Here is a 26937-nt window from a genome sequence, read left to right on the forward strand (position 1 = left end):
GGTCTATTTCGCCCTCAGTAAAACGCCGATCGCGCTGTTTTTCTTAATTTCCGCACGACCAAACGCACAGAATGTTTCCGTTTTCTCGTAAGAGACCCCGTTTTGCGCCAGGAAGCGTTCTCCCTTGGCCCGCATGCGGTTTTTTTCCGTGTCCGAGCCGATATAGGCGCGGATTTCAGTATCCGTGTAGCCGAGGGCATTGGCCCGCGCCCGCAGGCGGCGCAGCTCGGTCAGCCCCTTGAAGTAGCGCGCGGATATGCTGTCGCAGTGGTCCGACACTTCCTTCGCCAGCGCGACCGCAAACAACGGGTCTTCAATCTCCTGCACATCGCGCAGAGAGGGCTTCGCGGCCGCCGCAGTAGGCAGTAGCATCAGGCAGGTGGCACAGGTTGCAATCAGGGTTCGCATGGTTGAACGCTCCTTGGTGGGAAAGCGTTCAGCACGCGCGCAGACAGCGGCGTTATGCAATAACACTGCCGCTGGCGCATCATGCGCAGCCAAGGGATATGCAGGCGTCATGCTCACGGGGTGCAGGTTCCGCCATAAACCGCTGTGTCCCCGTCGAGGGGGACCGCGACATCCGTATCAAGCGGGTTGATCTGCCATGCAATGCGCGAGGAGCCAAAATTCTCGATGCAGTAACGGGTACCTTCGTGGTGCGCAGCCAGCCGCGCCCCCTCAAGCGAACGCGGGGCCTTGGAAACCGCAGTGGTAAACACCGCCAGCGTCTCTTTCTTGTTCACAGCCTTGGCCTTCGCCTTGAACGGAACGCCTGCGTAGGTTGGACGGTCGTTTACGATCCCGTCACACCCCGCCAGCACCCCGCCGCAGAGGGCCAGAATAGCCATGGTTTTGCTCACACCCGTGATCATCAACTGCTCCCCCGGACCTTATTCAGCCGCCATGGCGCCCATGCGCCCGGACTTCTGTGCCTTGATGCGGTCCTCGATTTCCTCGCGGAAGTTGCGGATCAAACCCTGGATCGGCCAGGCTGCAGCATCGCCAAGTGCGCAAATGGTGTGGCCTTCGACCTGCTTGGTCACATCCCACAGCATGTCGATCTCTTCGAGCTCGGCCTCGCCTTTCACCAGACGGTCCATCACGCGCATCATCCAGCCGGTGCCTTCACGGCATGGCGTACACTGCCCACAGCTTTCGTGTTTGTAGAACTTGGACAGACGCCAGATCGCCTTGATGATGTCCGTGTTCTTATCCATCACGATGACCGCTGCGGTGCCAAGGCCGGACCCCAGCTCGCCGCGCAGATAGTCAAAGTCCATGATGGCGTCTTTCATCTTCTCGCCGCGCACGCAGGGAACAGAAGAGCCTCCGGGAATGACCGCCAGCAAGTTATCCCAACCGCCCCGGATACCACCGCAATGCTTCTCGATCAGCTCCTCAAAGGAGATCGACATTGCTTCCTCAACCACACAGGGGTTGTTGACGTGACCGGAGATCGCAAACAGCTTGGTGCCCGCGTTGTTCTGACGGCCAAAGCCTGCAAACCAATCCGGGCCACGGCGCAGAATGGTCGGCACCACGGCGATCGACTCCACGTTGTTCACCGTGGTCGGGCAACCATAGAGGCCCGCGCCAGCCGGGAACGGCGGCTTCATACGTGGCATGCCCTTCTTGCCCTCAAGGCTTTCAATTAGCGCAGTTTCTTCGCCGCAGATATAGGCCCCTGCACCATGGTGCAGAAAGACGTCAAAGTCCCAGCCGGATCCGGCGGCATTGCGCCCCAGCAGACCTTGATCATAGCATTCGTCAATCGCGGCCTGCAGCGCCTCGCGCTCGCGGATGTATTCGCCGCGCAGATAGATGTAGCAGGTATGCGCATTCATCGCAAAGGAGGCGATCAGCGCGCCTTCGATCAGCGTGTGCGGATCATGGCGCATGATCTCGCGGTCTTTGCAGGTGCCCGGCTCCGATTCATCGGCGTTGATGACCAGATAGGAGGGACGCCCGTCGCTCTCCTTCGGCATGAAGGACCATTTAAGGCCGGTCGGGAAGCCTGCACCACCGCGTCCGCGCAGGCCGGAATCCTTCATGTTCTGGATGATCCAGTCCCGCCCTTTTTCGATGATGCCCGCAGTGCCATCCCAATGGCCCCGCTGTTTTGCGCCTGCCAATGTGCGCTCATGCATCCCGTAAAGGTTGGTAAAGATCCGGTCCTGGTCCTTCAGCATGTCTGCCTACCTTTGGCTGTCCTGGCGCATCCGCCAGAGTTGAAAAATGTTGACCGCTGCATAAATGAAGCCTGCAAGGGCTGCGAAATCAAACAGCAGAGCGTAGCGTCCGGCGAGCCCCAGTGCGGGGCCGATGAACAGCGACATCGCCAGCCAACCAAGCATGGTTGCGGCAATCACCAACGCGATGTGCCGCCCCTTTGCTGCCAGTGCTTTGTCGTGTTCTACGCTCATATGGTCCTGAATTCTGGCCCCTGCCCCGATGGGCAGCGGCGGTTATCTTGTTTCAGTCGTTTTTGTAGCGATCGTCAGCTTTGGCCTTCTTGGCGAAGTCCGTTTCCTCACCCGCCGCGAGCTGCCGGGATTGTTCGATCCAGCCATCGCGGACGATGCGTCCCTTGAACTTCAACCGGCTGTCGACCCAAGCGACCTGCTCATCGGTCCAGGCTGCGATCTGGTCGAAGTGGAAGAAGCCCAGATCATTCAGGGTCTGCTCCAGCTTGGGACCGACACCTTTCAGCATCTTCAGATCATCTGCACCGCCATCGCGTGCTGAGGTCAGGGTTTCCGGTTTCTCTTCAACCGAAACCCCGGCTTCTGCGGCGGCGCCCTCAGGAGAGGCTGGTTCGCCAACGCCCGCTTTTTTCGGTGCGGCTTTCTTTGGGGCATCGCTCTTTGCCTTGGCAACCTCGGCCTGTTTCACCGCCGGAAGCGGTGTCTTCGGCGCGGGCGGCGGGGTATCGGCACTGTCGCGACCGGCAACCTTGCCGTCCTTGCCAATCCAGGGCGTCAGGATCGGAACCTCAGTCCCGTCGATACGCTTAACTGTATCGCCAATATCCGCCGCCAGCTGGACCGACGCGTTATACTGCGTCTTGCCGCTTTCATATTCGGTCAGCGAGGTCAGACCCGACTTCGGTTCAGCCGCGTAGCGCCCGTTCTGCGGACCCGGCAGCGGGACCTGACCTGCAGCCAGATCATCCAGCAGCTTGGCAAAGCCTTCAGCGGTCAGGTCTTCGTAGTAGTCCTTGCCGATCTGGGCCATGGGCGCATTGGTGCAGGCGCCAAGGCATTCGACCTCTTCCCAGGTAAACTTACCATCCGCCGACAGGGTGAAGGGTTTATTGGCAATCTTATCCTGACAGACAGCAATCAGATCCTCTGCGCCGCAGATCATGCAGGACGTCGTGCCGCAGATCTGAACATGTGCAACCGAACCAGTAGGTTGCAGCTGGAACATGAAGTAAAAGGAGGCAACCTCAAGTGCGCGAATATAGGCCATGCCCAGCATGTCCGCGACATATTCGATCGCAGGTTTGGTCAACCAGCCTTCCTGCTCCTGTGCGCGCCACAGCAGCGGAATGATCGCGCTGGCCTGACGGCCATCAGGGAATTTGGTGATCTGCGCCTCGGCCCATGTCTGATTGTCAGACGTGAAGGCAAAGCTATCGGGTTGTTCGGAATGCAGACGACGAAGCATTAGCGGTCAATCTCTCCAAATACGACGTCCATGGTGCCAATGATGGCAGCGACGTCCGCAAGTTGGTGGCCCTTGGCCACATAATCCATGGCCTGCAAATGCAGGAAACCCGGCGCGCGCAGCTTGGCGCGATAGGGTTTGTTGGTGCCATCTGCAACCAGATAGACTCCGAACTCCCCCTTGGGTGCCTCAACAGCGGCGTAAACTTCGCCAGCGGGGACGTGGAACCCTTCGGTATAGAGCTTGAAGTGGTGGATCAGGCTCTCCATTGAGGTTTTCATGTCGCGACGGTTGGGCGGGGTCAGTTTGCCACGGGCCAGAATATCGCCGGGCGTTTCGCGCAGCTTGCCGATACACTGACGAATGATCGACAGCGACTGGCGCATCTCTTCCATACGGACGAGGTAGCGGTCGTAGCAGTCGCCGTTCTTGCCGACCGGGATCTGGAAATCGAACTCATCATAGCATTCATAGGGCTGCGAACGACGCAGATCCCATGCCAGACCAGAGCCACGCACCATCACGCCAGAGAAGCCGTAGTTGAGGATATCTTCCTCAGTCACGACACCGATATCTGCGTTACGCTGCTTGAAAATCCGGTTTTCGGTCAGCAGCCCGTCAATGTCATCCATCACGGCAGGAAAGGTGTGCGTCCACGCCTCAATATCGTCGATCAGCGCATCAGGCAGGTCCTGATGAACACCACCGGGGCGAAAATAGGCCGCGTGCAAGCGCGCACCACAGGCACGCTCGTAAAAGATCATCAGCTTTTCGCGCTCTTCAAAGCCCCACAGCGGCGGGGTCAGCGCGCCAACATCCATCGCCTGCGTGGTTACGTTGAGCAGGTGGTTCAGAATCCGGCCTATTTCGGAATAGAGCACCCGGATCAGCGACGCACGACGCGGTACTTCCACGCCGGTCAGCTTTTCGATGGCCAGACACCAAGCATGTTCCTGGTTCATCGGTGCCACATAATCGAGGCGGTCGAAATACGGCAGGTTCTGCAGATACGTCCGGCTCTCCATCAGCTTTTCGGTGCCGCGGTGCAACAGGCCGATGTGCGGATCGCAACGCTCAACGATTTCGCCATCCAGCTCCAGCACCAGACGCAGAACGCCGTGCGCCGCAGGGTGTTGCGGGCCGAAGTTGATGTTGAAGTTACGGATCTTCTGTTCGCCGGTCAGGGCGTCATCCATTTTGGAGCCGTCCATTATGCGTGACCTCCAGACATAGCGAATTCGCCTTCTCTGTTAATGACCAATTTGGTCACCAGAAGATTTTTTTTTAAATGGGTATTCACTGAACCCAACATTGCAGCGCAACCCAAGAGCAGCGCGCCGACCTCGGAAAAAGCGTCGTACCACATTACTTCGCCCCCTCTTTCTCGTCTCCGGGCAGGATGTATTCGGCACCTTCCCACGGGCTCATAAAGTCAAACTGGCGATATTCCTGCACCAGATTAACCGGTTCGTAGACAACGCGCTTTTGCGCCTCGTCGTAGCGAACCTCTGTGTAACCGGTGGTTGGGAAGTCCTTGCGCAGCGGATAGCCACGGAAACCATAGTCGGTCAGGATGCGGCGCAGATCCGGGTGGCCGGTGAACAGGATGCCGAACATGTCGAACACCTCCCGCTCAAACCAGTTGGCCGAGGGATGGATGCCGACGATCGACGGCAGCATCTCATCCTCGCGGATCGATACGCGCAGGCGGATCCGCTGGTTCTGATACATCGACAGGAAATGATAGACCACGTCGAACCGCTTAGGGCGATCCGGGTAGTCGACAGCTGTGATATCAACCAGAGACGAGAACTTGCAGGTCGCGTCCGCTTTCAAAAACTCAACAAATCCTGCGAGGTTCGATGGGGCCACATCCACGTTCAGCTCATCAAAGGTGACATCCCAGCCGATAACGCAATCCGGGCGCTTGGCTGCGATCTGAGTGCCGAGTTCGTTCAGGGCTTCAGTCATTTTTGTCTCTCCAACCAAAGCCACTTAGCGCACAAGTGTGCCGGTGCGGCGGATTTTGCGCTGCAATTGCATCAGACCATAAAGCAGCGCCTCTGCCGTGGGCGGGCAGCCGGGCACATAGACATCCACGGGCACAACCCGGTCACAGCCACGCACTACAGAATAGCTGTAGTGATAATAGCCGCCACCATTGGCGCAGGATCCCATCGAGATCACATAGCGCGGCTCAGGCATCTGGTCATAGACCTTGCGCAGGGCGGGGGCCATCTTATTGGTCAGCGTACCAGCCACAATCATCACATCCGACTGGCGCGGAGAGGCACGTGGCGCAATGCCGAAGCGCTCGGCATCATAGCGCGGCATCGAGGTGTGCATCATCTCAACCGCGCAGCAGGCAAGACCAAAGGTCATCCAGTGCAGCGAGCCGGTGCGCGCCCAGTTGATGATATCCTCGGCAGAGGTCAGCAAAAATCCCTTGTCCTGCAGCTCTGCGTTCAGGGCCTGGGTGACGACTTCCTTGTCGACGCCAGCCGTGTTGGCTCCGGTCATCACTCCCATTCCAGGGCCCCTTTCTTCCACTCATAGGCAAAACCAATGGTCAGCACAGCGAGGAACACCATCATCGACCAGAAGCCCGCATCGCTCATGTCCTTGAAGCCGACGGCCCAGGGAAACAGGAATGCAATTTCCAGATCAAAAATGATGAACAGAATCGACACCAGGTAAAACCGGACATCAAACTTCATCCGTGCGTCGTCGAATGCGTTGAACCCGCATTCGTAAGCGCTGACCTTTTCAGGGTCCGGATTGCGGACGGCCAGCACAACTGCCGCCAAAATAAGAACAATTCCAAGCCCGACCGCTACGGCCAGAAACACCAGAATCGGGAGGTATTCCCGCAACATCTCTTCCACGAGTGGCTCCTTTCCGTGCGCGCGGATTTCTGCGCGCCGTCAATTGGCGTGTTGACTTGGGGCTGTGTCTACTCCCCTGCCCCCTCACCGTCAACCAACGCATCGTTAATGGATAAACCTTCTGTAACCGACGCGGCAGATCAACATCACGGCAGGTAAACCCTATTGTTTTCATAGGATAAGGCGCGCCTCGCAAAAGGCACGCCTTGGTGAATGGAATCCGACATTTTTGACGGAATTATCGCTGCCAGCTGGGCTTTTCCTTGGCAAAAAACGCGGCGATCCCCTCAGGTGCCTCGCTGCCCTCCCAACGGTCCACCAATGCAGCGATGGTATGATCAATGACCGCATCATCAATTTTGGGTCCCAAATCGCGCACCAATGCCTTAGCAGCGCCCACCGCTTCGGGTGCACAGCTGAGATATGGGATCACTTCCGCCTCGATCGCGGCGTCCAAATCAGCTGCAGGAACCACCCGAGCGAGAATCCCCAGGTCCACGGCTTCCGCCGCGCCAAACAGTCGCGCCGACATAAAGACACGCCGCGCCCGCGCTTCGCCCATGCGGGCCACCACATAAGGGCCGATGGTGGCGGGGATCAGGCCAAGTCGGGTCTCAGTGAGGCCCATCTTGATATGATCGGCGCCGATGGCAACGTCACAAACCGAGGCCATACCGACGCCGCCGCCAAAGGCATTGCCCTGGATCGCGCCAATGACCGGCTGCGGCAAGGTGTTGATGGCCATCAGCATCTCCGCCAGCACCCGCGCCTCGCGCCCGCGCGTTTCGGCATCAGCCTCCATCTGGGCCTGCATCCAGCCCAGATCACCCCCGGCGCAAAAACTCTTGCCTGCCCCCGTGAGGACGACAACACGAACGGCGCGATCCTTTGCCAGCGCGGCGGCGGCGGCTTTCAACTCCTGCAACATCTCACCGGACATCGCATTGTGTTTTTCCGGACGATTCAGCGTCAGCGTCGCGACGCCTCGGTCGTCAGTGGCCAGGGTTATGGTGTTATACATCCGTATGCCTTTCAAAGGACCTTGATCTGCCGCCAGATGATCTCAACGGCGTCATCAACTGTGGTTTCTGCGGTATCGATTGAGAGTGATGCCTGTGGGAACGGTTCAAAGCAGCGCTGTTCGACCGCATCCCAAGTCGGAAGGTTCTGGCCTGACACGTCGGGCTTTCGTGTTTCGACACGGCATCGATGCTGAACAGGATCGGAACAGGTCAAGGCAATGTCCAGATGCGCAACACCAACGTCCTGAGATACCTTGCGCCATTGCTCGCGCGTCAGGGCAATCGGATTAACGCAATCGGCGATCACCAGATACCCCTGACTGAGTGCCGCCTTGGCCATAACCTGAGCAGCCGCGTATCCGGCATCCGCAAGATCGACCGGCTCCATATGAGATTTTCTCATCGCTGTCTCGATCTCATCCAACCGAAGCCAGATAGCACCGGATTTTTTAGAGAGGCGCCGCGCAATCGTTGATTTTCCGACCCCTGGCAGGCCGGAAAAACAAATAAGTACAGCCATACTATCCCCGCATCGCGCGCGCCATAGCTGCGGCGTCGGTCAGCACATCGCCCTTCAGCCCGGTCTCATAGCCCAGCCGCGTCAGATGCTCATGCACAGCTTCGGTCGCAACATTGCCGGCAGCACCCGGGGCATAGGGGCAGCCCCCCAGCCCGCCAACAGCAGCGTCAAAGACCCGGACACCCAGCGACAAAGACGCATCGATATTGTCAATCGCCCGCCCGGCTGTGTCGTGATAATGGCCCGCCAGACGGGTGACCGGCACGCGTTCCCGCACCGCCAGCAACATACGCGCAATGGAATCTGGTGTCGCCTGACCGATGGTATCGCCCAGCGAGATCTCATAGCAGCCCATGGAGAACAATCGATCCGCCAGTGCCGCAACCGCGTCCGGATCGGTCGGCCCGTCAAAGGGGCACTCAGTCACGCAGGAAATATAGCCCCGGACCGGCATATCAATATGGCGCGCAGCCTCAATGATTGGCGTAAAACGCTCAATGGATTCGGCCACGCTCGCGTTGATATTCGCCTTGGAGAAGCCTTCTGAGGCTGAGGCAAAAATCGCGATCTCATCCGCCTTTGCGGTCAGGGCATCCTCATACCCGCGCATATTGGGCGTCAGCGCAGCGTAGCGCACATCAGAACTGCGACGGATCCCCGCGAGTACCTCTCCCGATCCCGCCATCTGCGGCACCCATCTAGGAGAGACAAAGCTCGCCACCTCAATCCGACGAAAACCGGCATCGGTCAGCCGGTCAATAAGGGCGATCTTTTCTGCGACGGGAATGTCGCGCTTTTCATTCTGCAGCCCGTCGCGCGGACCTACTTCGAAAATTTCAACGCTTTCGCTCATGATGCACTTCTCCCCAAGGCAATCTCAGACATCGCTCAAACCACAGTCGTTGCTGCGGCGGCAGATGGGGCAGCACTCGTGGCACCGCCCGATCTGATCGCTGTTCAGCTGTCCGCCTCTTCCAGACGGACCAGCGCGGCGCCAGCCTCGACCTGATCACCGGCAGAGGCCAGAACCTCGGCCACCACGCCATCGCGGGCCGCCAGGAGAGAGTGTTCCATTTTCATCGCCTCAAGGATAGCCAGTCTGTCACCTTCTTTGACCTCGGCGCCGGCTTCGGCGAACACGGCCTTGACCAAACCGGGCATCGGCGCCTCGATCACGTTGGTATCGCCACCGGCGGTCCCGGCCCGGTCCAGCGGATCAATACAGTCAAAGATGCTGCTGATCCGGGCAAACACCGTCAGCCTGCCATCCGCCTCAGCCACATTCGGCAAGGGATGCCCGTCATGCCGCCAGCACGTCCCGTCAAATGTCACCTCGTGACTGCTGTCGTCCAGCTGCCAGCGCTGCGCTTGCGGGCCCAGCACCTCAACGGTGATCTCAAGGCTCTCTTCGCCGTGGGTGAGCTGTACGGCCCGGTGCAGCGGCGCCCAGAGGGTAAAACCGCTGTCTCCACCAGACTTATGCAAACACAGCGCTCTCTGCGCGGCTGCAATCCAATGCGCCACAGGCATGTCGCCAACCGCCGTCAGCGCCTCAAGATCACGCGCGATCAGGCCAGTATCGACCTCGCCTCGACCAAACCCCTGATGGGAGGCCAGCGCACCCAGAAAGGCGAGGTTGGTGACTGTGCCTGCAACCTCTGTCCGTTCCAGCGCCCGGCGCAACTTCGAGAGAGCCACCGAACGGGTGGCGCCATGTACGATCACCTTGGAGATCATCGGGTCGTACCACGGGCTGATTGTATCGCCTGCGCGCACACCGCTGTCGGCGCGGCACTCAGCCGGGAAGGACAGATGCGTCAGCGTGCCGGTTGCAGGCAGGAAGCCCTTGGGCACATCCTCAGCATACAGCCGCGCCTCAAACGCATGGCCGGTGATGGTGAGGTCGTCCTGCTGGGCAGGCAGGCTCTCACCCGAGGCCACCCGCAGCTGCCATTCCACCAGATCAACGCCGGTGATCAGCTCAGTCACCGGGTGCTCCACTTGCAGGCGGGTGTTCATTTCCATGAACCAGAAGCCGTCGGTACGCAGCCCGTCAGATCCATCGACGATGAATTCCACCGTGCCGGCCCCCTTGTAGCCGATGGCTTCGGCGGCGCGCACGCCGGCCTCACCCATCGCCTCGCGCATCTCCGCAGTCATGCCAGGCGCGGGCGCTTCTTCAATCACCTTCTGATGGCGGCGCTGCAGGGAACAGTCACGCTCGAACAGATGCACCGCGTGGGTCCCGTCGCCGAAAACCTGCACCTCGATGTGCCGCGGCTGCTGGATGTATTTCTCAATCAGAACGTCCGGGTTGCCAAAGGCGGTGGTCGCCTCGCCCTGCGCGCTTTTCAGGGCATCCGAAAATTCGGCAGGTGCCTCTACCAGGCGCATCCCTTTGCCGCCACCGCCGGCAACCGCCTTGATCAGCACCGGATAACCGATCTTCTCCGCCTCGCCAGCCAAGAACTCCGCATCCTGATTGGCACCGTGATAACCCGGCACAACCGGCACGCCGGCCTTCTCCATCAACGCCTTGGCTGCATCCTTGAGACCCATCTTGCGGATCGCATCCGCAGAAGGCCCGATAAAGCTGAGGCCTGCGGCCTCGACCGCGTCCACAAAGCCCGGGTTTTCCGAAAGGAAGCCATAGCCGGGGTGAATCGCCTGTGCGCCACTTTCCTGCGCGACACGGATGATCACATCCCCCTTCAGATAGCTGTCCGCCGGGGCCGAACCGCCGATATGCACCGCCTCATCCGCCATCTGCACATGTTTCGCGGTAACGTCGGCGTCGGAATAAACGGCTACGGTCCGCACCCCCATGGCACGGGCGGTTTCCATCACGCGGCAGGCAATCTCTCCGCGGTTGGCAATCAGAATCTTGTCAAACATGGGAGGTCCTCACATCCGGAACACGCCGAAGCGTGTATCTTCAATCGGGGCATTCAGCGCGGCGCTAAGCGACAGCGCCAGCACATCGCGGCTCTTGCGCGGGTCGATGATGCCGTCGTCCCAGAGACGTGCAGAGGCATAAAGCGGGTGACTCTGCTCCTCGAACATCTCAATGGTGGGGCGTTTAAAGTCGGCTTCTTCCTCCGTGCTCCAACTGCCGCCCTGGCGTTCGATGGCATCGCGCTTGACCGTTGCCAGCACGCCTGCCGCCTGCTCGCCGCCCATCACAGAGATGCGGGAGTTGGGCCAGGACCACAGGAACCGCGGCTGGTAAGCCCGGCCCGACATGCCGTAGTTGCCCGCTCCAAAGGAGCCGCCGACCAGCATCGTCACCTTGGGGACATTGGTGGTCGCCACCGCTGTCACCATCTTGGCGCCGTGCCGCGCGATACCTTCGTTTTCATATTTCCGGCCAACCATGAAACCGGTGATATTCTGCAGGAAAACCAGCGGGATCTTGCGCTGGCTGCACAGTTCCACAAAATGCGCGCCCTTCTGGGCGGCTTCCGAGAACAGCACGCCGTTGTTGGCGATGATGCCTACAGGGCAGCCTTTGACATGGGCAAAACCAGTGACAAGAGTTTCGCCGAAACGCGGCTTGAATTCGTCAAAGCGGGAGCCGTCGACCAGCCGCGCAATCACCTCTCGGATGTCATAAGGTGTGCGCAGATCACCGGGCACCACGCCGAGGATTTCCTCGGGGTCATAGGCGGGTTCCTCGGGGCTGGCCCAATTCACCGTCAGCGGCTTGGTGATATTCAGCGATTGCACCGCACGTCGTGCCAGCGCCAGCGCGTGGGCGTCATCTTCGGCCAGGTAATCGGCCACGCCGGACAGGCGGGTGTGCACATCGCCACCGCCCAGATCTTCGGCGCTTACGACCTCCCCCGTCGCGGCCTTCACCAGCGGCGGGCCTGCGAGGAAGATGGTCCCTTGCTCTTTCACGATGATGGTCACGTCGGACATGGCCGGAACATAAGCGCCGCCTGCGGTGCAGGAGCCCATGACCACCGCAATCTGCGCAATGCCCTTGGCCGACATCCGCGCCTGATTGTAGAAGATCCGCCCGAAATGGTCGCGGTCCGGGAAGACCTCATCCTGTTGCGGCAGGTTGGCACCGCCGCTGTCCACCAGATAGATGCAGGGAAGACGGTTTTCCTCCGCGATCTCCTGCGCGCGCAGGTGTTTCTTCACCGTCATCGGGAAATAGGTGCCGCCCTTCACTGTGGCGTCGTTGCAGACCACCATGACCTCTTGCCCGTGAACGCGGCCGATACCCGCCACGACCCCAGCACCGGGGGCGGCCCCGTCATACATGGCATGCGCCGCCGTGGCGCCGATCTCCAGAAACGGAGAGCCGGGGTCGAGCAGGTTCGCCACCCGGCGGCGCGGCAGCATCTTGCCGCGGCTCTCGTGGCGGGCACGGGATTTCTCGCCGCCGCCCATGCGCGCGGTCTCTGCCGCCTCGCTGATCTGCCCGAGCGCGTCCAGATGCGCCTCGCGGTTCTGTTTGAAGCCTTCCGAGGAAGGCATCGCCTTGGATGTGAGTTTCATTCCGTTTCCTTTTTCAAAGGGAGGCGGCAGTAGAAGACTGCTACTGGAGCAAAGAATGCGATGATGAGGAACGGGAAAGACCCGCCCCGCAGTTTTTTCAGACCAGTTGAAGTCTTATAGGTCAGTGCCGGGAACATCGCGCTGAGAAAACCCGCCATCAGAAACACAGAGGCAATCACAAGCGGACCGCATCGTGTCATCAGCCGAAAATTCAATTCTGTGCAGCTCAGCCCCAGGCACCAGCGCACACCGCAGGACTTGCACGCGGCAGATTGCGGCCAGCTGCGCCTTCGGGACACGAGCTTGGAACTGGGCACAATACCGCCGCACTCCGGGCATTTCGGGTTCACCAACCTGGCGAACAAGGCAACATGCCTGTCACTGAGGTTTTTCTGTCTCTGCGTCACAGATTCACCTCCCCTGCTGCCCGCGCCTTCAGTTCCTTGCGGATCACCTTACCGGTCACAGTCATTGGTAGGGCGTCCAAGAACTCCACTTCGCGTGGGTAAGAATACTTTGCCAAACGGGATTTGACGTAGTCTTGCAGATCTTTCTCGGATGGTGAGTGACCGGGTTTCAGCACCACATAGGCCTTCACGATTTCGGTGCGAAGTTCATCGGGTTTGCCCACCACACCCACGGTTGCCACGGCCGGATGGGTCATCAGACAGTCCTCAATCTCAGCTGGACCGATGCGGTAGCCGGCGGAAGTGATGACATCATCCTCACGCCCGACAAAGCGCAGATAGTCCCCCTCCCAGATGCCGCGATCCCCGGTGACCAGCCAGTCGCCATGAAATTTCTCAGCCGTTGCGTCGGGGCGGTTCCAGTATTCAAGCATCATCGACGCAGCACCCCGGCGTACGGCGACGTCGCCCTCATCTTTGGTGGGGGTACCTGTGTCGTCCAGCACCTCAACCGTGCATCCCGGAACCGGCCTGCCGATGCAGCCCGGGCGCACCGGAAAATCAGCGACGCAGGAGGAAACCGTCATGTTGCATTCGGTCTGGCCGTAAAATTCATTGATGGTCACGCCCAGGTGACGCTGGCCCCAGGCGAGCATCTCTGCGCCCAGGGGCTCTCCCCCAGATGCTACCGAGCGCAGACCGTCGAGCCCCTGCCCCGCCGCCTTCAGCAAGCGCAGCGCGGTGGGAGGAAAGAAGACATTGCGCACATCCCCCTGACGAATGATTTCGGCGCAAGCCTCCGGCGTAAATTTGTCCAGCCGCGCGGCCACGACCGGCACACCCAGCGCCAGACCCGGCATCAGCACGTCAAACAAGCCGCCGATCCATGCCCAATCCGCAGGGGTCCACAGGCAATCGCCCGGCTGGCCCAGATGATCATGGCTGATGGCCACGCCGGGCAGGTGACCGGAGAGCACCCGGTGACCATGCAGCGCGCCCTTGGCGCTGCCCGTGGTGCCGGAGGTGTAGATGAGCACTGCCGGAGTCTCCGGCGTGGTTTCCGCATAAGGCAGGAGGTGGTCGCTTTGACCCGTGCTTGCGGACAGGATATCCGCCACCAGCAGCGGTTGCGCCAGCGCCCCGAGCTGCGCCGCGCCCCCGCCATCAGTCAGCACCAGCTCCAACCCTGCATCGCCAATGCGGGAGGCCAGCGCATCATGCTGAAACAGCTTGAACAACGGCACGGAAATGGCACCGATTTTCCAGATCGCGAGATGTGCTACGGCGCAGTCGACAGATTGGCTGAGCAGTACACCAACACGGTCACCGGGCTGCACCCGCCGCATCAGATCGCGCGCCACCGCATCGACCATCTGCCGCAGCTCACCATAGCGGATATCACGCCGCGCGCCGGTGGTCAGATCAATGAGGGCCAATTGTTCGTCCGGATGGTCCAGCGCCTGCGCCGCCATGTTCAGGCAGGACGGAAACTGCCATCCGCCATCCGTGCGCAATCCCGGATACAATGTATGTCCCCCCACACCGCTCATGCCAAGACCTTCACGAAACGCATATCAGATATGCAATTTTTCCCTGCATTCCCAAAGGGAAAGCGGGCCGCTTCTTGATCCAGATCAGTGTTCTGTCGCTGCCCCAGGCGCATACAGCCCTTGCAAACAAACGACCCGACCACGATAGAAGAGGGATAGTCCGAATGACCCGTATGGTTTCCGCCCTGGCTCTTAGCGCTGCACTGGCAGCCCTGGCCGGCCCCGCCCTTGCCCAGTCCCAGGGGGACTGGACCCTTGGCGTCGGTATCGCCAACGTCAATCCGAAGTCTGACAACGGCACTGTTGCCGGCGCGGCTGCGACAATTGACGACGATACCGCACTGACCTTCACTGCAGAGTATTTCATCCGTGACAACATCGGCATCGAACTTCTGGCTGCCAGCCCGTTCGAACATGATATCTCCTTGAACGGCGCCTATACCGCGACAACCAAGCACCTGCCGCCGACCCTGTCGGTCAATTATCACTTCCCGACACAGACCAAGTTCAAACCCTTTGTCGGTGTTGGTATCAACTACACGACCTTTTTTGAGGAAAGCTCCCCCGCGGGTGTGATCTCGCTTGATGACAGCGTCGGGCTGGCGCTGAACCTTGGCGCAGACTGGCAGATCTCTGATCGCGGCGCACTGCGGGTGAACGTCCGCTACATGGATATCGAAACCGATGTGACCCTCAATGGCACCAAAATCGGCACCGCCGAAATTGATCCGGTCACTGTTGGCTTTGGCTACGTTCACCGCTTCTGATCCTTTTGACGAGTAAAAGACTGAGACGAGTACTTCAGGGAGGGGCGGCGTGCTGGGAGGCGCGCCGCTTTCTCGTTTCGCAGATAAATCCGCGCATCATACGCACGGGCCGCCCTACGGACCGCCCAGGCACGAGCGTGGTTACATCTGGCTCATCAATTCACGGCCAATCAGCATCCGGCGAATTTCCGATGTGCCAGCCCCGATTTCCATAAGCTTGGCATCACGAAAGATCCGGCCAACCGGGTTGTCAGAGAGATAGCCCGCACCGCCAAAGGCCTGCACCGCCTGATGCGCCTGGGTCATGGCAACTTCGGATGCATAAAGACAGCAAGCGGCGGCATCCTGACGGGTCACGGTGCCCTTGTCGCAGGCTTTTGCCACTTCGTAAACATAGGCCCGCGCGGTGTTCATCGCAGTGTACATATCCGCGATCTTGCCCTGCATCAGCTGGAAGTTCCCGATGGGCTGGCCGAATTGTTTGCGCTCTTTCATGTAGGGCATCATCTCGTCCATGCAGGCCGCCATGATACCAGTGCCGATCCCTGCCAGCACCACGCGCTCATAGTCCAGACCGGACATCAGAACGCGCACGCCCTTACCCTCTTCGCCCAGCACGTTTTCAAATGGCACTTCCACATCCTCAAACACCAGCTCGGCGGTATTGGAGCCACGCATCCCAAGCTTGTCAAAATGCTGCGAGGTGGAAAAACCCTTGAATTCCTTCTCAATCAGGAAGGCCGTCATACCCTTGGAGCCGGCATCTGGGTCCGTCTTAGCGTAGACCACCAGCGTGTCCGCATCCGGACCATTGGTGATCCAGTATTTGTTGCCGTTCAGACGGTAGTGATCATTGCGTTTCTCTGCACGCAGGCTCATCGAGACCACGTCAGATCCGGCACCTGCTTCGGACATCGCCAGCGCGCCAACATGCTCGCCTGAGACCAGTCGCGGCAGGTATTTGGCCTTCTGCTCAGCATTGCCGTTCAGTTTGATCTGATTGACGCAAAGATTCGAGTGCGCCCCATAGGAGAGCGACACCGAGGCACTGGCTCGCGCGATTTCTTCAACCGCGACGGTATGAGCCAGATAAGACATGCCAGCGCCGCCGAACTCCTCAGGCACGGTAATGCCGAGAAGACCCAGCTCCCCCATTTCCTGCCAAAGTTCTGCCGGAAATTCGTTTTTCTGATCAATCTCCTGTGCCATCGGGCGGACACGCTCCTGTGCCCAGCGGTGCACCATGTCGCGCAGGGCATTCACATCTTCGCCCAGATCAAAGGTCATGCTTGCGTTGAACATCGTTTTCTCCTGAACCCGTCAGTTATTGAACAGTTGTTCATTAACTGACATATCCCTCGCCCACAGTCAACAACGCCGCGTTGCAGACCTGAGAATTCTTCGCCAAGCCGGCCCGCCACAAGCAAGCAGAGCTGGCATGCGCCACACTCCTGCCTTACTCAGACGTTAGTAAATCGTTTACCTTTGAAAGACATGAGACCCCCAATGCGCGACCTGATCATCAACGGCACATTTGACAGCGGTTCCGCAAATTGGGGCGGCACCGATCTCGAGACCAGCTACACCGAGAACGCCTACCTCGGGAACGGCTCGTCCAATCGCGTTGCTGAGATGGACGGTCAATCCGGCCAGACCACGGTCATGGAACAATCCTTCACCGTCAACAATCCAATCCAGACCACACTGACGCTGGACGCGGCACTGCGCACCGCCTCTCTGAATCAGGCTGGAACCGAAGGGTTCACAGTTGAAATTCTGGATGCAGGCGGGGCCGTTATTGCATCGATGTCGGTGCTGCCAACCACCAATAGCTTCACCCAGGCCAGCCTGAATGTCGATTTCCCCAGTGGGGGCCAGTACACGCTGCGCCTGACGGAACTGGGCAGCGACAACAGCCTGGGCGCCGTTGTCGACAATATTTCGCTGATGGTCTGCTTCTGCAATGGCACGCTGATCGAAACGGTGAATGGCCCCCGCGCGATAGAGACATTGGCGCCGGGCGACATGATCTTGACCGAAAACGGACCGACGCCGCTGCGCTGGATCGGCAAGCGAAGCGTGTCACCGGCACAGATGGCAGAAAACACCAAGCTATGTCCGGTTCGGATCGAAGCGGGCGCGCTCAGCCCCGGGCTGCCAAGCAAGCCGCTGCAGGTCTCACGCCAGCATCGCATGCTGATCCGCTCCCGCGTGGCACAGCGCATGTTTGGTCAATTCGAAGTGCTGATCCCTGCCATTCGCCTGACCGCCCTGCCCGGTATCTACGTCAACGAAGACCGCGCAGCCGTCACCTATTACCACATGCTGTTCGACAACCACGAGATTGTGTTTGCCAATGGTGCGCCAAGTGAAAGCCTGCTGGTCACCGAACAGTCGCTCGCGGCCTTGTCGCCCGCCGCACAAGAAGAGCTGAAATTGCTTTTCCCGGATCTGATCTGCAGCACAGGGCGTGGCACCGCAAGCGCCAGACCCATCCCGCCGCGTGCCAGACAAAAGCGGCTTGTTGCGCGGATCGGCAAGAACAATCGCGCTGCGCTGGATGCCATCTGATCAGCCCTTTTGCGCCGCTAACCCAAGCCCAGATTTCTCAGTGCCGAACCGTCAGCCAAGGCCTGCCTGAAACACCGCCGCGACCTCTGCGCGGATGATGCGGGCAATCTGCGCGCAATCCTCCAGCGAGAATGTCAGCGGCACACGCATATCTATTATCCCGTGCAGAATCCGGTCGCTCGCTGGCATCGCAGGGGCATCCGCATAGCGCCAGCTGTCATAGCGAGAGGTAAAAGCAACCGGTTCCGACGCGCCAAACCACTTCAGTTCGACGCCGCGCGCCGCACAACGGTTGAGAACCTCGGTGATATTCTGATCAGTCCAGTCCAGCAGCAGAAACTGAATGGAAGAGCCGACATAAAGCTCCTCTTCTGGGCGCTCGACCACCTTCAGACCCGGCGTATCGCGCAGGCCCGCCTCGATCCGCTGATATCGGGCATTCCAGCGCTGCACCTGTTGATCAAGATCCCGCAACTGCGGACGCAGGATTGCGGCGCGCAGATTGTCCATCCGCCCCGAGATGTTCGGCGTCTCATATTTGATGCGCTCAAATACCTCAGGTCCGGGCGCCGCACGATGGCGGGAATAGAGCATATAGGACCCGGAGAGCATAATTGCGCGCGCAGCAATCTCGGGGTCGGAAGTGACTAGCAGGCCGCCCTCGCCTGAGTTCACATGTTTATAGGTCTGGCAGGAATAGCAGCCGACCGCGCCGTGACGCCCAGACAGAATCCCGTTCCAGCGCGCGCCCATCGTGTGGGCGCAATCTTCGATCACGGTCACATCTGCGGCATCGCAAACCGCCATAAGCCGGTCCATGTCACAGAGATGCCCGCGCATATGCGACAGCATCAGCACGCGAGGATGACCTTCGACCGACAAGTGTTTTTCCAGATCCTCCAGATCCAACGTCAGCGCCTCGGTGACGCCGACGTAGACCGGATCTGCGCCCACAGCCGCGATTGCCCCCGGCACCGGCGCCAGAGTGAAGGCGTTAGTCAGCACCCTATCGCCCGGCTTCACCCCGACGGACCGCAGGGCAGTCGCCAGAGCATAGCCGCCAGAAGCCACCGCCAACGCGAAGGGCGCTTCCATCTGGGCAGCGAATTCCTCCTCCAGAAGGGTCACTTCGCCCGCCTCATCGCCCACCACATTATAGCGGTGCAAGCGGCCGTGACGCATCACCTCGACAGCGGCCTCAATAGCCTCTTCAGGGATGGGTTCCTGCTGGGTAAAACTACCGGTGAAAATCTCTGTCATCATGCGTTTGTCTGCGTCTGACTGCATAAGGTCAAGCCCCCGGTCCGCGACGCCAGACTGCCGTTAAAGCGGCAGCAATCGCGCTGCCAGTGCAGGCAGATCCTCGAACCGCTGCAGCAACGCTTCCGGGCGCAGCGCCTCAAGGTCGCCGCCCGACGGACCAAAAGTGACCAGCACCGAAGCAACACCGGCGGCCGCAGAGGTTTTGCGGTCGGTATCGGTATCACCAATCAGTATCGTCCGCTCCGGATCCCCCCCGGCCCGGCGCGCGGCTTCGCGCAGGGGCTCGGGATCAGGTTTGCGCACGGGCAGAGTATCGGCCCCCACCAGCGAATGAAATGCGTCACGAACCCCCAGGCTGCGAGTCAGTTTCTCCGCCAATGCTTCAGGTTTGTTGGTGCAGATGCCCACGCGAAATCCGTCGACCTTCAACTGTTCGACCGCCTCCATGGCGCCCGGATACATGACGGTATGGTGGTCAATCGCGTCGCGATATTGCTCCAGCAGAACAGGATAATATTCCTCAACCAGGTCTTCGCTGTAGCGGCCCGCCCGTTTCAATCCTGCGGTCAGCATGCTCTTGCCGCCACGCAGCGCAACGCCTGCATCCTGTGGCAGGTGCAGCAGATCGCCAAGCCCCATCTTGCGAAAACATGCGTTGGCCGCCGCGAGCAAATCACCAGATGTATCCGCCAGAGTGCCGTCCAGATCGAAGATAACCGTTCGCATATCTGCCCTCTCTCGGCGCGTTTTCGCCACCGCTTGTTGCAACCCGCAATCTTGTTTGATGCCGCTTTGCCTTGCGCACCTGCTGTTAGCGGATAAAACGGGGGCGCTGAAAAGACAAAGAGAAAACAACACATGAGCACCGCCCTCGTCATTCTGGCCGCAGGCAAAGGCACCCGGATGAACTCCGACCTGCCCAAGGTTTTGCATCCCATTGCCCACGCCCCGATGCTGGAACACGCGCTATCCGCAGGTCGCGCGCTGACGCCGGAGCGCACCATTGTTGTGGCAGGCCACGGGGCGGACTATGTGCGCTCCATGATGGCCGACATCGACGAAGATGCTGAAATTGTTGTTCAGGAAGAACAGCTTGGAACCGCACATGCGGTGGCACAGACCCGTGATGCCCTGTCCGATTTTGATGGCGATATCGTCGTGCTTTACGGCGACACGCCCTTTGTCAGCGCCGAGACATTGCAGCGGATGCTGGCCGCGCGGCAGAGCGCCGATCTGGTGGTCCTAGGCTTTACCGCAGCTGATCCCGCGCGCTATGGGCGATTGCTCATGGATGGCAATAGCCTTGAGCGGATTGTCGAATACAAGGACGCAACTGAGGCTGAGCGGGAGATCGATTTCTGCAATTCCGGGCTGATGGCAGGTAATGCGGCGCAGATGTTTGCGCTGATTGACCAAGTCGACAGCGCCAATGCATCAGGTGAATACTATCTCACTGATCTGGTGGAACTGGCGCGTGCCGATGGGCTGCAGGTCACAGCGGTTTCCTGCGATGAGGCCGAAACCCTCGGCATCAATTCCCGCGCCGATCTGGCCGAGGCCGACCGTGTCTTCCAACAGCGCAAGCGCGCCGATCTGATGGCTGATGGTGTCACGCTGATGGACCCGGAAACGGTGTATCTGGCCTTTGATACTGTCATCGGGCGCGACACGATCATTGAACCCAATGTCGTCTTTGGCCCCGAGGTCACGGTGGAAAGCGGTGTGTTCATCCGGTCCTTTTCCCATTTTGAGGGCTGTCATATTTCGCGCGGTTCCAAGGTCGGCCCCTATGCCCGCCTGCGCCCCGGCGCAGAGTTGGCCGAAAACACCCATATCGGCAATTTCGTTGAAATCAAAAACGCCGAGATCGCCGAGGGCGCAAAGGTCAACCACCTGAGCTATATTGGCGATGCCAGCGTGGGGGCCGAAACAAATATCGGCGCAGGAACAATCACTTGCAACTACGACGGCGTGATGAAGCATCGCACCGAAATCGGCGCACGGGCCTTCATCGGCTCCAACACAATGCTGGTGGCCCCGGTGCGGATCGGCGATGAGGCCATGACCGCAACAGGTGCCGTGGTCACCAAATCGGTTGAGGACGGCGCGCTGGCGATTGCACGCGCTGAACAGAAAAACAAACCGGGTCGCGCGCGCAAGCTGATGGACATGCTGCGCGCAAAGAAAGCCCGTCTGAGCAAAGGAGCCGAATAATGTGTGGCATCGTCGGCGTTCTTGGCAATCATGAAGCAGCTCCCATTCTGGTCGAGGCGCTGAAGCGGCTTGAATATCGCGGGTATGACAGCGCAGGCATCGCTACGGTCAACGGTGGTGCTCTGGATCGCCGCCGCGCCGTCGGCAAGCTGGTGAATCTCTCTGATCTGTTGGTTCACCAACCGCTGGCCGGAAAATCCGGTATTGGCCATACGCGTTGGGCCACTCATGGTGCCCCCACCGTCGGCAACGCGCACCCCCATCAGGCCGGCGGTGTTTCTGTTGTCCACAACGGCATTATCGAGAACTTCAAAGAATTGCGCGAAAAGCTTGCCCAAAAGGGCATCACATTTGCGACAGAAACCGACACCGAAACCGTCGCCCTGCTTTGCCAATCGCTGATCGGTGACGGTAAGACACCAGTTGAAGCGGCGCGTGAAACCGTACAGCAGCTCGAGGGTGCCTTTGCTCTCGCCTTTCTGTTTGAGGGCGAAGCGGACCTGATGATCGCGGCACGCAAGGGCTCCCCCCTTGCAATCGGGCATGGTGACGGCGAGATGTTCGTTGGCTCCGATGCCATCGCGCTGGCGCCCTTCACTGACCAGATCACCTATCTGGAAGAGGGCGATTTTGCCGTACTGACGCGCAACAGCCTAGAGATCCGGGATCAGCGTGGTGCCATCGCCAACCGCGAGAAACGCCAGATCCAGCTTGCCAACGCCCGTGTGGACAAGGACGGTCACAAGCATTTCATGGCCAAGGAAATCGCCGAGCAACCGGTGGCCATTGACCGCGCGTTGAAGGCCTATATAGGCGACGATGGACAGCTGTCGCTACCGGCTGAACTTGATTTCACCAAGATCGAACGGCTGACCATGGTGGCCTGCGGCACCGCCTTCTACGCTTGCATGGTTGCAAAATACTGGTTTGAGCAGATCGCCCGGATGCCGGTCGAGGTCGATGTCGCCTCTGAATTCCGTTACCGGGAACCGCCGGTGCCAGAGAAAACGCTGGCACTGTTCGTGTCGCAATCGGGCGAGACCGCCGACACGCTGGCGGCGCTGCGCTACATGGATGGCAAGGCACAGCAGATCGTGGGGCTGGTCAATGTCCCTGAAAGCTCTATCGCGCGGGAAAGCGATGTGATCCTGCCGCTGCATGCTGGTCCAGAAATTTCTGTCGCTTCAACCAAGGCGTTTACCTGCCAGCTGTCGATCCTGTTGCTGCTGGCCCTGCGCGCGGCTGAGCAACGCGGCCTCCCCCTGCCGGACGGGATGCCCGCCGACCTGCGCGCCCTGCCGGGATTGATCCATCAGTCTCTGGCCGCGGAAAAGCAAATCACCGCCTCGGCCCGCGGGCTGGCCGAGGCGCGGGATATTATTTTCCTCGGGCGCGGGCAGTTGTACCCGCTGGCGCTGGAAGGCGCGCTGAAGCTCAAGGAGCTGAGTTATATCCACGCAGAAGGCTATGCCAGCGGTGAGCTGAAGCACGGCCCGATCGCATTGATTGATGAAAAAGTGCCGGTGGTTGTTATGGCACCGCGTGATGCACTGTTCGACAAGACCGTCTCCAATATGCAGGAGGTGATGGCGCGCGGCGGTAAGGTGATCCTGATCACCGATGCCGAAGGCGCCAAAATCGCAGGCGATGGTACCCATGAGGTGATCGTGATGCCGCAGGTTCCAGACAGCTTGGCCCCAATCCTTTATGCCGTACCCGCACAGCAAATCGCTTATTACACGGCCATCGCAAAAGGAACTGATGTGGACCAGCCCCGCAACCTTGCAAAATCGGTGACCGTAGAATGAGCGTGTTGACAGTTGAACGGGCTTTGGCGGCACTAGAGGCCGCCGCGGAACCAGCGCGCGCGACCCAGATGGCGGGCTATCACAAGCAGAAACGCCGGGTGCTGGGCGTGCCGAACCCGGTGATCAACAGCCTCAGTCAAGACTGGCGCAAAGCCTTCGGCGCGCAGGATGACGGCCTGACTGCCCGCTGCGCGCTGGCGCAGGAGCTGTGGGCCAGCGATGTGTTCGAAGCACGTATTGCCGCTGCAAAGCTGCTGACCCAGGCGCGGATCAAGGAAGATGCGCCAGTCTGGGATCTGCTGCAAAGCTGGGTGCCGGATTTCGACAGCTGGGCCATTGCCGATCACGCAGCCTCGGCAATACAGAAACGACTTCAGGCACAGCCCGAGCGGCTGGACACCGTAGAGGGCTGGACGTCCAGCGATCACATGTGGACCCGCCGGGCCGCGTTGGTCTCGACCCTGCCGTGGGCAAAACTGCCCAATCCGAAACCTGAAGAGTTGGCCGCGCGTGAACGGATCCTTGGCTGGGCTGCGCGCTACGTGCCCGATCGCAACTGGTTCATTCAGAAATCCATCGCCTGGTGGCTGCGCGATCTCAGCAAACATGATGCCAACCGCTCCCGTGCGTTTCTGGCCGAATATGGCGCGGCAATGAAACCCTTCGCCCGTAAGGAAGCCGCCAAATATCTGGCGTCCTCTGGTGAGGACACCGCAGATGCATCCGCCACCGAAAATGAATAATAGCCCGACAGCATAAGAAAAGGCGCAAGGAAGAAATCCCTCGCGCCTTTTCCATATCTTCAAGACGTCAAATCACGCCGCTGGCAGCACCTGCACCTCGACCAGCTCGGTCAATGGCAGACCCAGTGCCCGCATCGCATCAATGGACAACCGGCTTCCGGCTCCGGTATCGCCGCCAATCGGCCGCAGGATCAGTGTGACCTCTGTGCCGCGCGGCGAACGCACGCGGGCAGTCTGCGGGCTATCGACCAAAGGCGTCTCCATCCACAGGCCCGATTGCGAGGGGTCGCCCAGACTGGCGACGGTCGACGCGCGCCCGGTATAGCCTGCGGTGACACCGGCAGAGGCAACCTGCCCCCCTGCAGCTTCCAAAGGTGCCTCTTCGACACCCGGTGCAAGCGGTACCGTATTGGCGGTATCGACGGCTGGTTCCCCGACCGATCCAGCGGTCGTCCGCCCGCCCAGAACCGAGGAATTCCACTGCAACGGACCACAAGCTCCAAGCAGCACGACAGAAGACAGGATCAAAACAGAATAACGCATAGCGCGACACTAGCTCTCACCTCACGGCTTTGCCAGCGGCAATCCCCGTTTCGGCCAAACTCAGCCCTTGCCGCAAGCCCGCCCCCGCTTTACCTAAGAAGGATGACTGCTCCGCTTATCGATCCCTTCGCCCGCGCCATCACGTATCTGCGTGTCTCGGTCACCGACCGCTGCGATTTTCGCTGCGTCTACTGCATGTCCGAAAACATGACCTTCCTGCCAAAGAAGGAACTGCTGACACTGGAGGAGCTGGACCGGATGTGTTCGACCTTCGTCAATCTTGGTGTAGAAAAGCTGCGGATCACCGGGGGCGAGCCGCTGGTACGACGCGGCATCATGACTTTCTTCCGCTCCATGACCCGGCACCTCGAAAGCGGCGCCCTGAAAGAGCTGACACTGACCACCAATGGCTCGCAGCTGGAGAAATACGCGCAGGACCTCTATGATGCGGGTGTGCGGCGGGTAAATGTCTCGCTCGACACCATTGATGAGGATAAATTCGCCGAAATCACCCGTTGGGGCCGCCTGCCTCAGGTCCTACGAGGGATCGATGCGGCACAGAAGGCCGGGCTGCGGATCAAGATCAATGCCGTCGCTCTCAAGGGGTTCAACGAAGACGAACTACCCGCGATCACCAGATGGTGCGCTGAACGCGATATGGATCTCACCTGGATCGAGGTCATGCCAATGGGCGATATCGGGAATGAGAACCGACTGGGTCAATACTGGTCGCTGAAAGACGTGCGCCGCGCTTATGACGATCATTACAGCGTCACCGATCTGGCAGAGCGTACAGGCGGGCCGGCACGCTATGTCCGTCTGGAAGAAACCGGCCAGAAAATCGGCTTCATCACGCCGCTTTCGCATAACTTCTGCGAAAGTTGCAACCGTGTGCGGCTGACCTGCACAGGTGAGCTGTACATGTGCCTGGGCCAGGAAGACATGGCAGACCTGCGTGGCCCCCTGCGCGATCATCCTGGGAATGATCAGGCGCTGGAGAATGCGATCCGTGCGGCGATCACATTGAAACCCAAGGGCCATGACTTTGACTATTCACGGCAGAAACTCGACGGGCAAATGCCCCGCCACATGAGCCATACCGGCGGCTGAGATGACCAGCCGCAAGACCAGCGCACCGCCGCTGTTGTTTCACCTCTACCGCGCTGTCACGGCGTTGCTGGCACCGTTTGCCTATCGCAAAGTTGCAGGCAGGCTCGCCGATCACGGCGTATCAGCTGCCCGCCAGCGCGAACGGATGGGCTATCCAACAGAGCCGCGCCCAGTGCCCCATACGCCGGATGGTCGCCCAGCCCCGCTGCTATGGTTTCACGGTGCCTCGGTCGGCGAAAGCCTGGCGGCGCTGAGCCTGATCGACAAATTGGCGCCCCGCCTGACCGACGCCGAGTTTCTATTGACTTCGGGCACTGCCACCTCCGCCGAAATGATGGCCAAGCGTATGCCAGCCAATTGTCGCCATCAGTTTGCACCGCTGGATGCTACGGCCCCCGTAGGCCGCTTTCTGCGCCATTGGCAGCCGGACGCCGCGCTCTTTGTCGAAAGTGAGCTGTGGCCGGTGACCCTCAATGCCGCCAAGCGGTCTGGGGTGCGGCTGGCGCTGGTCAACGCCCGGCTGTCGGCCCGCTCCATCGCGCGGTGGGCGTCAAAGCCCGCGACGGCAGCTTTTGTAATGCAGCATTTTGATGTGCTTCTCAGCCAGAACCCGCAAATGGGCCAGAGCCTGATCGACCTTGGCGCCCCTCCTGATTGCGTGCATCCCAGCGGCAACCTGAAGGCCGGGTCCGCACCGCTGCCCGTTGACCAGACCGTTCTTGGCTCTGTTCGCGCCGAGCTGGGAACACGCCCGGTCTGGGTCGCGAGTTCCACCCATCGTGGAGAAGAGGAAGCGGTGATCGCCGCGCATAAAGCACTGCTGGCCGAGACCCCCGATCTCTGCCTGCTGCTGGCGCCCCGTCACCCGGAGCGCGCTACAGAAGTTATCGCGCTGATCAAAAAGGCGGGCCTCAGCGTCGCCCGTCGCAGTGCGGGCGACGCCCTCACGCCCGAAACGCAGGTCTATCTGGCCGATACGCTGGGCGAAGTCGGGACATGGTATGCGCTGTCGCCCATCGTGTTTCTCGGCGGCTCCCTTGCCCCGATCGGCGGGCACAACCCATTTGAAGTGGCGCAGGCCGGGGCCGCCATAATCACCGGCCCGGGCTACTCCAACTTTGCCGAGACCTATCCACCGCTGATCGCTGCGGGTGGTGCGGTTGAGGTCAGCGACGCCTCATCTTTGGCCGGGGCGGTCCAGCATTGGTTGACGGACGAAGCAGCTCTAAACACCGCCCGCACCGCTGCCCGCGGCGTGGTTGAGGCGCAGGCGGCAGCACTTGACGGTGTCGTTGACCTGTTGATCACCCATCTGGCGCTCACCTCGCCGTCCACGAGCAACTGATCGGAACCGTC

General features: G+C 60.1%; 27 protein-coding genes. 7 read left to right on the top strand and 20 right to left on the bottom strand.

The annotated features are described in order from the left end of the window. Window positions 1-3 precede the first annotated feature (3 nt). The 16 genes from INHI_RS0110655 to INHI_RS0110735 form a co-directional block, all read right to left on the bottom strand. Entirely contained in the window at window positions 4-408 is a 405-nt protein-coding gene (locus INHI_RS0110655) for a DUF5333 domain-containing protein (RefSeq protein WP_027247635.1), read from the bottom strand. 113 nt (window positions 409-521) lie between these two features. After that, window positions 522-872, bottom strand: coding sequence for a hypothetical protein (locus INHI_RS0110660; protein ID WP_014879592.1), 351 nt, complete (start codon window positions 870-872; stop codon window positions 522-524). Between the two features lie 18 nt (window positions 873-890). After that, on the bottom strand, window positions 891-2189 hold the full coding sequence (gene nuoF, locus INHI_RS0110665) for an NADH-quinone oxidoreductase subunit NuoF (RefSeq protein WP_027247636.1): 1299 nt from the start codon (window positions 2187-2189) through the stop codon (window positions 891-893). 6 nt (window positions 2190-2195) lie between these two features. Further along, window positions 2196-2423: a DUF5337 domain-containing protein gene (locus INHI_RS0110670; protein ID WP_014874156.1), complete on the bottom strand. Its 228-nt coding sequence runs from the start codon at window positions 2421-2423 to the stop codon at window positions 2196-2198. A gap of 52 nt (window positions 2424-2475) precedes the next feature. Further along, on the bottom strand, window positions 2476-3669 hold the full coding sequence (locus INHI_RS0110675; protein WP_027247637.1) for an NADH-quinone oxidoreductase subunit E: 1194 nt from the start codon (window positions 3667-3669) through the stop codon (window positions 2476-2478). Further along, window positions 3669-4880, bottom strand: coding sequence for an NADH-quinone oxidoreductase subunit D (locus INHI_RS0110680; RefSeq protein ID WP_014874154.1), 1212 nt, complete (start codon window positions 4878-4880; stop codon window positions 3669-3671). Before INHI_RS0110680 ends, INHI_RS0110675 begins: the two co-directional genes overlap by 1 nt. A gap of 154 nt (window positions 4881-5034) precedes the next feature. Continuing rightward, a complete protein-coding gene (locus tag INHI_RS0110690; RefSeq protein ID WP_027247638.1) occupies window positions 5035-5640 on the bottom strand; it encodes an NADH-quinone oxidoreductase subunit C in 606 nt (201 codons plus the stop codon). A gap of 24 nt (window positions 5641-5664) precedes the next feature. Further along, on the bottom strand, window positions 5665-6198 hold the full coding sequence (locus INHI_RS0110695; RefSeq protein WP_014874152.1) for a NuoB/complex I 20 kDa subunit family protein: 534 nt from the start codon (window positions 6196-6198) through the stop codon (window positions 5665-5667). Then, window positions 6189-6554, bottom strand: coding sequence for an NADH-quinone oxidoreductase subunit A (locus tag INHI_RS0110700; protein WP_014874151.1), 366 nt, complete (start codon window positions 6552-6554; stop codon window positions 6189-6191). Before INHI_RS0110700 ends, INHI_RS0110695 begins: the two co-directional genes overlap by 10 nt. Window positions 6555-6792: 238 nt before the next feature. Further along, on the bottom strand, window positions 6793-7575 hold the full coding sequence (locus tag INHI_RS0110705; protein ID WP_027247639.1) for a crotonase/enoyl-CoA hydratase family protein: 783 nt from the start codon (window positions 7573-7575) through the stop codon (window positions 6793-6795). Window positions 7576-7586: 11 nt separating this feature from the next. Beyond that, window positions 7587-8096: a P-loop nucleotide/nucleoside kinase family protein gene (locus tag INHI_RS0110710; protein ID WP_027247640.1), complete on the bottom strand. Its 510-nt coding sequence runs from the start codon at window positions 8094-8096 to the stop codon at window positions 7587-7589. A 1-nt stretch (window position 8097) separates the two neighbouring features. Next, on the bottom strand, window positions 8098-8949 hold the full coding sequence (locus INHI_RS0110715) for a hydroxymethylglutaryl-CoA lyase (protein WP_027247641.1): 852 nt from the start codon (window positions 8947-8949) through the stop codon (window positions 8098-8100). A gap of 104 nt (window positions 8950-9053) precedes the next feature. Then, window positions 9054-10991, bottom strand: a complete 1938-nt coding sequence (locus INHI_RS0110720; protein ID WP_027247642.1) for an acetyl-CoA carboxylase biotin carboxylase subunit — start codon at window positions 10989-10991, stop codon at window positions 9054-9056. 9 nt (window positions 10992-11000) lie between these two features. After that, complete coding sequence (locus tag INHI_RS0110725; protein WP_027247643.1) at window positions 11001-12605, bottom strand: carboxyl transferase domain-containing protein; 1605 nt, start codon at window positions 12603-12605, stop codon at window positions 11001-11003. Beyond that, window positions 12602-13012, bottom strand: a complete 411-nt coding sequence (locus INHI_RS21080; protein WP_123585449.1) for a hypothetical protein — start codon at window positions 13010-13012, stop codon at window positions 12602-12604. The genes INHI_RS0110725 and INHI_RS21080 overlap by 4 nt, the downstream gene beginning before the upstream one ends. Continuing rightward, window positions 13009-14562: an AMP-binding protein gene (locus tag INHI_RS0110735; protein WP_027247645.1), complete on the bottom strand. Its 1554-nt coding sequence runs from the start codon at window positions 14560-14562 to the stop codon at window positions 13009-13011. Before INHI_RS0110735 ends, INHI_RS21080 begins: the two co-directional genes overlap by 4 nt. A gap of 164 nt (window positions 14563-14726) precedes the next feature. Here INHI_RS0110735 and INHI_RS0110745 point away from each other — a divergent pair, with 164 nt between their 5' ends. Continuing rightward, complete coding sequence (locus INHI_RS0110745; protein ID WP_014874145.1) at window positions 14727-15329, top strand: OmpW/AlkL family protein; 603 nt, start codon at window positions 14727-14729, stop codon at window positions 15327-15329. A gap of 141 nt (window positions 15330-15470) precedes the next feature. Here the strand turns inward: INHI_RS0110745 and INHI_RS0110750 are convergent, their stop codons facing one another. After that, window positions 15471-16631: an isovaleryl-CoA dehydrogenase gene (locus tag INHI_RS0110750; RefSeq protein ID WP_014874144.1), complete on the bottom strand. Its 1161-nt coding sequence runs from the start codon at window positions 16629-16631 to the stop codon at window positions 15471-15473. A gap of 204 nt (window positions 16632-16835) precedes the next feature. Between INHI_RS0110750 and INHI_RS0110755 the strand changes: the two genes are divergently transcribed. Then, window positions 16836-17900, top strand: coding sequence for a Hint domain-containing protein (locus INHI_RS0110755; RefSeq protein ID WP_027247646.1), 1065 nt, complete (start codon window positions 16836-16838; stop codon window positions 17898-17900). Between the two features lie 51 nt (window positions 17901-17951). On the opposite strand, the gene INHI_RS0110760 is transcribed toward INHI_RS0110755, so the two are convergent. Continuing rightward, a complete protein-coding gene (locus INHI_RS0110760; protein ID WP_027247647.1) occupies window positions 17952-19160 on the bottom strand; it encodes a DegT/DnrJ/EryC1/StrS family aminotransferase in 1209 nt (402 codons plus the stop codon). A gap of 63 nt (window positions 19161-19223) precedes the next feature. After that, entirely contained in the window at window positions 19224-19889 is a 666-nt protein-coding gene (locus tag INHI_RS0110765) for an HAD-IA family hydrolase (RefSeq protein ID WP_014874141.1), read from the bottom strand. 132 nt (window positions 19890-20021) lie between these two features. Here INHI_RS0110765 and glmU point away from each other — a divergent pair, with 132 nt between their 5' ends. The 3 genes from glmU to INHI_RS0110780 are packed head-to-tail and all read left to right on the top strand — an operon-like array spanning window position 20022 to window position 23928. After that, window positions 20022-21377, top strand: coding sequence for a bifunctional UDP-N-acetylglucosamine diphosphorylase/glucosamine-1-phosphate N-acetyltransferase GlmU (gene glmU / locus INHI_RS0110770; RefSeq protein ID WP_014874140.1), 1356 nt, complete (start codon window positions 20022-20024; stop codon window positions 21375-21377). Then, window positions 21377-23185: a glutamine--fructose-6-phosphate transaminase (isomerizing) gene (gene glmS, locus INHI_RS0110775; RefSeq protein WP_027247648.1), complete on the top strand. Its 1809-nt coding sequence runs from the start codon at window positions 21377-21379 to the stop codon at window positions 23183-23185. The genes glmU and glmS overlap by 1 nt, the downstream gene beginning before the upstream one ends. Beyond that, complete coding sequence (locus INHI_RS0110780; RefSeq protein ID WP_027247649.1) at window positions 23182-23928, top strand: DNA alkylation repair protein; 747 nt, start codon at window positions 23182-23184, stop codon at window positions 23926-23928. The genes glmS and INHI_RS0110780 overlap by 4 nt, the downstream gene beginning before the upstream one ends. A 72-nt stretch (window positions 23929-24000) precedes the next feature. Here INHI_RS0110780 and INHI_RS0110785 read toward each other — a convergent pair whose 3' ends face one another. Then, the gene (locus INHI_RS0110785; RefSeq protein ID WP_027247650.1) at window positions 24001-24471 is read right to left on the bottom strand and encodes a hypothetical protein; all 471 of its coding nucleotides are present in this window, start codon (window positions 24469-24471) and stop codon (window positions 24001-24003) included. A 102-nt stretch (window positions 24472-24573) separates the two neighbouring features. Between INHI_RS0110785 and moaA the strand changes: the two genes are divergently transcribed. Together moaA and INHI_RS0110795 are read left to right on the top strand one after the other, a co-directional pair. Beyond that, window positions 24574-25581, top strand: a complete 1008-nt coding sequence (gene moaA, locus INHI_RS0110790) for a GTP 3',8-cyclase MoaA (protein WP_014879572.1) — start codon at window positions 24574-24576, stop codon at window positions 25579-25581. Window position 25582: 1 nt separating this feature from the next. After that, complete coding sequence (locus INHI_RS0110795) at window positions 25583-26926, top strand: 3-deoxy-D-manno-octulosonic acid transferase (RefSeq protein ID WP_027247651.1); 1344 nt, start codon at window positions 25583-25585, stop codon at window positions 26924-26926. The last annotated feature ends 11 nt before the right edge of the window (window positions 26927-26937 follow it).

This window comes from Phaeobacter inhibens DSM 16374, assembly GCF_000473105.1.
In the GTDB taxonomy this organism is placed as follows: Bacteria; Pseudomonadota; Alphaproteobacteria; order Rhodobacterales; family Rhodobacteraceae; genus Phaeobacter; species Phaeobacter inhibens.

Excerpts from the sequence above, each read along its gene's own strand:
- INHI_RS0110655 (WP_027247635.1), bottom strand. The coding sequence starts at position 408 with ATGCGAACCCTGATTGCAACCTGTGCCACCTGCCTGATGCTACTGCCT.
- INHI_RS0110660 (WP_014879592.1), bottom strand. The coding sequence starts at position 872 with ATGATCACGGGTGTGAGCAAAACCATGGCTATTCTGGCCCTCTGCGGC.
- nuoF (WP_027247636.1), bottom strand. The coding sequence starts at position 2,189 with ATGCTGAAGGACCAGGACCGGATCTTTACCAACCTTTACGGGATGCAT.
- INHI_RS0110670 (WP_014874156.1), bottom strand. The coding sequence starts at position 2,423 with ATGAGCGTAGAACACGACAAAGCACTGGCAGCAAAGGGGCGGCACATC.
- INHI_RS0110675 (WP_027247637.1), bottom strand. The coding sequence starts at position 3,669 with ATGCTTCGTCGTCTGCATTCCGAACAACCCGATAGCTTTGCCTTCACG.
- INHI_RS0110680 (WP_014874154.1), bottom strand. The coding sequence starts at position 4,880 with ATGGACGGCTCCAAAATGGATGACGCCCTGACCGGCGAACAGAAGATC.
- INHI_RS0110690 (WP_027247638.1), bottom strand. The coding sequence starts at position 5,640 with ATGACTGAAGCCCTGAACGAACTCGGCACTCAGATCGCAGCCAAGCGC.
- INHI_RS0110695 (WP_014874152.1), bottom strand. The coding sequence starts at position 6,198 with ATGGGAGTGATGACCGGAGCCAACACGGCTGGCGTCGACAAGGAAGTC.
- INHI_RS0110705 (WP_027247639.1), bottom strand. The coding sequence starts at position 7,575 with ATGTATAACACCATAACCCTGGCCACTGACGACCGAGGCGTCGCGACG.
- INHI_RS0110710 (WP_027247640.1), bottom strand. The coding sequence starts at position 8,096 with ATGGCTGTACTTATTTGTTTTTCCGGCCTGCCAGGGGTCGGAAAATCA.
- INHI_RS0110715 (WP_027247641.1), bottom strand. The coding sequence starts at position 8,949 with ATGAGCGAAAGCGTTGAAATTTTCGAAGTAGGTCCGCGCGACGGGCTG.
- INHI_RS0110720 (WP_027247642.1), bottom strand. The coding sequence starts at position 10,991 with ATGTTTGACAAGATTCTGATTGCCAACCGCGGAGAGATTGCCTGCCGC.
- INHI_RS0110725 (WP_027247643.1), bottom strand. The coding sequence starts at position 12,605 with ATGAAACTCACATCCAAGGCGATGCCTTCCTCGGAAGGCTTCAAACAG.
- INHI_RS0110735 (WP_027247645.1), bottom strand. The coding sequence starts at position 14,562 with ATGAGCGGTGTGGGGGGACATACATTGTATCCGGGATTGCGCACGGAT.
- INHI_RS0110745 (WP_014874145.1), top strand. The coding sequence starts at position 14,727 with ATGACCCGTATGGTTTCCGCCCTGGCTCTTAGCGCTGCACTGGCAGCC.
- INHI_RS0110750 (WP_014874144.1), bottom strand. The coding sequence starts at position 16,631 with ATGTTCAACGCAAGCATGACCTTTGATCTGGGCGAAGATGTGAATGCC.
- INHI_RS0110755 (WP_027247646.1), top strand. The coding sequence starts at position 16,836 with ATGCGCGACCTGATCATCAACGGCACATTTGACAGCGGTTCCGCAAAT.
- INHI_RS0110760 (WP_027247647.1), bottom strand. The coding sequence starts at position 19,160 with ATGACAGAGATTTTCACCGGTAGTTTTACCCAGCAGGAACCCATCCCT.
- INHI_RS0110765 (WP_014874141.1), bottom strand. The coding sequence starts at position 19,889 with ATGCGAACGGTTATCTTCGATCTGGACGGCACTCTGGCGGATACATCT.
- glmU (WP_014874140.1), top strand. The coding sequence starts at position 20,022 with ATGAGCACCGCCCTCGTCATTCTGGCCGCAGGCAAAGGCACCCGGATG.
- glmS (WP_027247648.1), top strand. The coding sequence starts at position 21,377 with ATGTGTGGCATCGTCGGCGTTCTTGGCAATCATGAAGCAGCTCCCATT.
- INHI_RS0110780 (WP_027247649.1), top strand. The coding sequence starts at position 23,182 with ATGAGCGTGTTGACAGTTGAACGGGCTTTGGCGGCACTAGAGGCCGCC.
- INHI_RS0110785 (WP_027247650.1), bottom strand. The coding sequence starts at position 24,471 with ATGCGTTATTCTGTTTTGATCCTGTCTTCTGTCGTGCTGCTTGGAGCT.
- moaA (WP_014879572.1), top strand. The coding sequence starts at position 24,574 with ATGACTGCTCCGCTTATCGATCCCTTCGCCCGCGCCATCACGTATCTG.
- INHI_RS0110795 (WP_027247651.1), top strand. The coding sequence starts at position 25,583 with ATGACCAGCCGCAAGACCAGCGCACCGCCGCTGTTGTTTCACCTCTAC.